Below are 3713 nucleotides of genomic sequence, written 5' to 3'. Positions count from 1 at the left end.
CTGTCACTTGTCGAATGTTACCAATTTCGACTATTGACAGTGGCACTTTGTTCTTAAAAGGCTATGACAAGTTGCACTGGACGTACGATCCGCTCGAAACAAGAAACGGTTACAGAAATTTAACCAAACTGAATGGTATTTGTTATGTACAACACAGCGGTTGGAAAGTTCTATTCCTTTACAGTTCGTTTCATTAAACCAGAAAGAAAATCATTTAACCCAGCGGATCGTTGTGAAAGGCTTGCTCGGTTTTGGCGCTAGCCTTGCAGGATTCACAACGCTGGTTGGGAAAGTGCACAAATTATTTATGAGTCGTAAAAAATTTAAAGAAAAGATAATAAAGGTAACTAAGGTGATGATAAAATCTTATGTTAATATTAATACACCTGCAATTTTTATTTCCCCTCATGCTGCCATGCCAATTCGATAAATTAAATTATTGTCGTCTTAAATCATATTAGGCAAACGAAAAAAGACTAGCAAATGCAGCTAGTCTTCTTTATAACCCCATTAGTTCATTCAAAAAGTTATACGTTATTTTTCCGTCGCTGGCTATTAATAAAAAATTGTCAGTGTTCATTGGGTTAACAAAAACAATTTGATAGCCTTTTGTTGTTTCTGACATGTCCTCTAATGAATAAGTGATATGATTCCATTGTCTTATGCTCTCTACGTCTGCCTGTTGTTCTATTTGATAAAGCATGTGATTAAACGCCTCTTTATCTACGGGGGTTATTTCAAATGCTTTTAAATCTTTGTTATAGGTTACTGTATAACCTCCTGCCAAACCTTCTTGCAAGGTTTTTAAATAGCTTGCCGTAGGGTCAACAGGCTTCTCCTTTATCTCCACGGGCTTGTCCTTTTTTTCCTCAACTTCCTTGGCGTCTGCTACTTCATGGGCGGGGTTTACATTGTAATATGATAAAAAGGCAACCCACACTAGAAAACCTAACAAAAATTGCTTACCTACTTTTTTCTTTTTCTTAATTCGCTTATTTATATACATTCCAAGTATAATCGTAAAAATGATAAGAACCAATGTTGATATAATAAACATCTCCCTATCTTCTTTGTATTATGGATCAATGCGTTAATCTATCTAACAAAGTAACATTACGTTTCATGTTGTGTTGGTTTCTAACATTGATTTTGTGTTTTCATATTTCTTGGCTGGATTATCATTATATTTTATTTCTTATATTGTTTCTTTAGTGGATTATTGGCAATTTAGTTTTTTTCTGCAATAGAGACAAATAGAATTTTAAGAATTAGATGATTTTACAAGTACAAATGAAATGCTGCTACCGTTTACACTTTTTCCGATATTTGCAAAAAGAAATTGAGGAATCTTTCTTCTGAAGAAACACTTAGATAGCATAATGGAGAATATATAAAAGAGGTGATTGAGATGAAAAGGATATTAGATTGTAGAGGTTCTGATTTTCGGCAAATGGGTAGAAAAGAATTAAAGCAGGCAATTCGTGCAGCAGAAGGAAGAACGATAATGGCTGAAACGGTAGTGACGTCGCAACCTTTACTTCCAGAGGTATCCAACCCGGAAGTCATGAAGGCATTCGGAGCGGATATGATTTTACTGAACCTGTTCGATTGTTTCAACCCTGTTGTAAATGGTATTGAGTCATACAGCATTTTCCAACCAAATGCTGCAGGCAGTGAAGCAGATGAAAAAATAATACAAAAAATAAAAGAACTAACTGGCCTGCCAGTCGGCATTAATCTTGAACCTGTCGATCCGAATGCTAATTCCTTAGAAAAATTGCATTCATTGCCTGAAGGACGTACAGCTACTGAAAATTCACTAGCGATGGCAAAGCAATTGGGAGGTGATTTTATTTGCTTAACTGGTAACCCAAAATCAGGGGTAACCAATGAGAAAATTGAACAGGCTATTACATTGGCGAATAAACATTTTGGAGGGCTTATCATAGCAGGCAAAATGCATAATGCTGGCACGGCAGGAAACGTGTTTGATTTAGATGCATTTTCTCGCTTTGCAGAAGCAGGGGCAGATGTCATTCTTTTCCCCGCTCCAGGAACAGTCCCTGGTGTTCGTGAGGAAACGCTGGCACATGCCATAGAAAACGTGAAAAGTAAAGGGGCATTAACCCTTGCGGCAATTGGCACCAGCCAAGAAGGAGCAGATGAAGAAACAATCCGCGCAATCGCTTTGAGCTCTAAAAGGGCTGGAGTAGATATTTTTCATATCGGGGATGCTGGGTATTCTGGTATGGCACTACCTGAAAATATACAAACCCTTTCGATTACGGTAAGAGGTAAAAGACATACATATATAAGAATGGCCGCCTCTGCCTTAAGATAATATCGAAATATGATCCCTTTCTATTTTAGAAGGGGATTTTTCTATTATCTTCCTGATTTTTGTGTAAAATAGAATTGTAAATAAATAAGAATAGGTGAGAATATGAGTCAATTATCTGATTTTGTATCCAAGCATCATCATCAAAGTGTTGAGGAATTAAAAGAATTACTTCGTATTCCAAGCATAAGTTCCTTATCTGAGCATAAAGAGGACATCCAAAAAGCAGCTTCCTGGATCGCCAATAAGTTAACTAACATTGGAATGGAACACGTTGAAATCGTACAAACAAAAGGTCATCCGATTATTTATGCAGACTGGCTTCATCAGGAAAATGCGCCGACTGTTTTAGTATACGGTCATTATGACGTACAGCCTGTTGACCCGATTCACTTATGGGAGACCCCACCGTTTGAACCAGACATTCGTGATGAAAAAATCTATGCGAGAGGGGCAACAGACGACAAAGGGCAGACGTTCTTACATATTAAAGCGGTCGAATCACTACTGAAAGTAGAAAATAAATTACCGGTAAACCTAAAATTCTGCATCGAAGGTGAAGAAGAAATTGGAAGTCCTCATCTTCCACAGTTTCTATCCGATAATAAAGAAAAACTAGCATGTGATGTGGTGGTCATATCCGATTCGGATATGTGGGATAGAGGAGTTCCTGCGATTACGTATTCCTTAAGAGGTCTGTGTGCGCTCGAGGTTTCCCTTAAAACGGCGAATACGGATTTGCATTCCGGCATGTTCGGCGGGGGAGTCCAGAACGCTAACCATTTATTAGTGCAGCTGCTTTCTACTCTTCATGATGCAAACGGAAAGGTAAATGTGGATCAGTTCTATGATGATGTTCTAGAATTGACAGAATTTGAGAAGGAACAAATTAAAGCACTGGGCTTTGATGAAGAAAAGCTAAAAAAACAGTTAGGCTTAACGGAATTAACAGGAGGGGAAACAAATTATCCCTATCCTGAGAAAATCAGTTCTCGACCAACATTAGAATTAAACGGCATATGGGGCGGATTTCAGGGGGAAGGTACAAAAACCGTCATTCCGAACGAGGCACATGCCAAAATCACCTGCCGCCTAGTCAATAATCAAAACCCAGAAAAAATCCAGGGCTTAATCAAAAAGCATTTAGAAGAAAAAGTACCAAAAGGATGCACGGTAAAAGTGACACTCCAAGATACTGGAAATCCATTCTTAACACCAATTGATGATCCAATGATTCAAAAAGCGGCTGAAGCCTATGAAACGATTTATGGAAAAGCACCTGTTTATAAAAGAGAAGGGGGTTCCATTCCGATTGTATCGGATTTCAACCATACCCTAAATTCTCCTGTAGTCTTAATGGGATTCGGGTTGCCAG

At 38.1% G+C, this 3713-nt stretch carries 4 protein-coding genes and 1 pseudogene; 4 read left to right on the top strand and 1 reads right to left on the bottom strand.

All coding sequences use genetic code 11. The features are described from left to right. Both CHI06_RS30270 and CHI06_RS30095 read left to right on the top strand, forming a co-directional pair. Positions 1-197: pseudogene (locus tag CHI06_RS30270) on the top strand (hypothetical protein); the annotation flags it as partial. 35 nt (positions 198-232) lie between these two features. Then, on the top strand, positions 233-430 hold the full coding sequence (locus CHI06_RS30095) for a hypothetical protein (protein WP_179292798.1): 198 nt from the start codon (positions 233-235) through the stop codon (positions 428-430). A 69-nt stretch (positions 431-499) separates the two neighbouring features. Here the strand turns inward: CHI06_RS30095 and CHI06_RS26995 are convergent, their stop codons facing one another. Next, positions 500-1057 (bottom strand): hypothetical protein, encoded by a 558-nt coding sequence (locus CHI06_RS26995; protein WP_095251730.1) that lies wholly within the window; start codon positions 1055-1057, stop codon positions 500-502. A 351-nt stretch (positions 1058-1408) separates the two neighbouring features. Between CHI06_RS26995 and CHI06_RS26990 the strand changes: the two genes are divergently transcribed. After that, positions 1409-2341: a DUF7916 family protein gene (locus CHI06_RS26990; protein WP_095251729.1), complete on the top strand. Its 933-nt coding sequence runs from the start codon at positions 1409-1411 to the stop codon at positions 2339-2341. A gap of 102 nt (positions 2342-2443) precedes the next feature. Continuing rightward, positions 2444-3713, top strand: a 1270-nt coding sequence (locus CHI06_RS26985; protein ID WP_095251728.1) for a dipeptidase, incomplete at its 3' end; no start/stop codon positions are given.

The organism is Bacillus sp. 7884-1 (assembly GCF_002272245.1).
Taxonomy (GTDB): Bacteria; Bacillota; Bacilli; order Bacillales; family Cytobacillaceae; genus Neobacillus.
The sequence above is the reverse complement of the archived record's forward strand: the minus strand, read 5'-3'. Positions and strand labels throughout refer to the sequence as shown.

Excerpts from the sequence above, each read along its gene's own strand:
- CHI06_RS26990 (WP_095251729.1), top strand. The coding sequence starts at position 1,409 with ATGAAAAGGATATTAGATTGTAGAGGTTCTGATTTTCGGCAAATGGGT.
- CHI06_RS26995 (WP_095251730.1), bottom strand. The coding sequence starts at position 1,057 with ATGTTTATTATATCAACATTGGTTCTTATCATTTTTACGATTATACTT.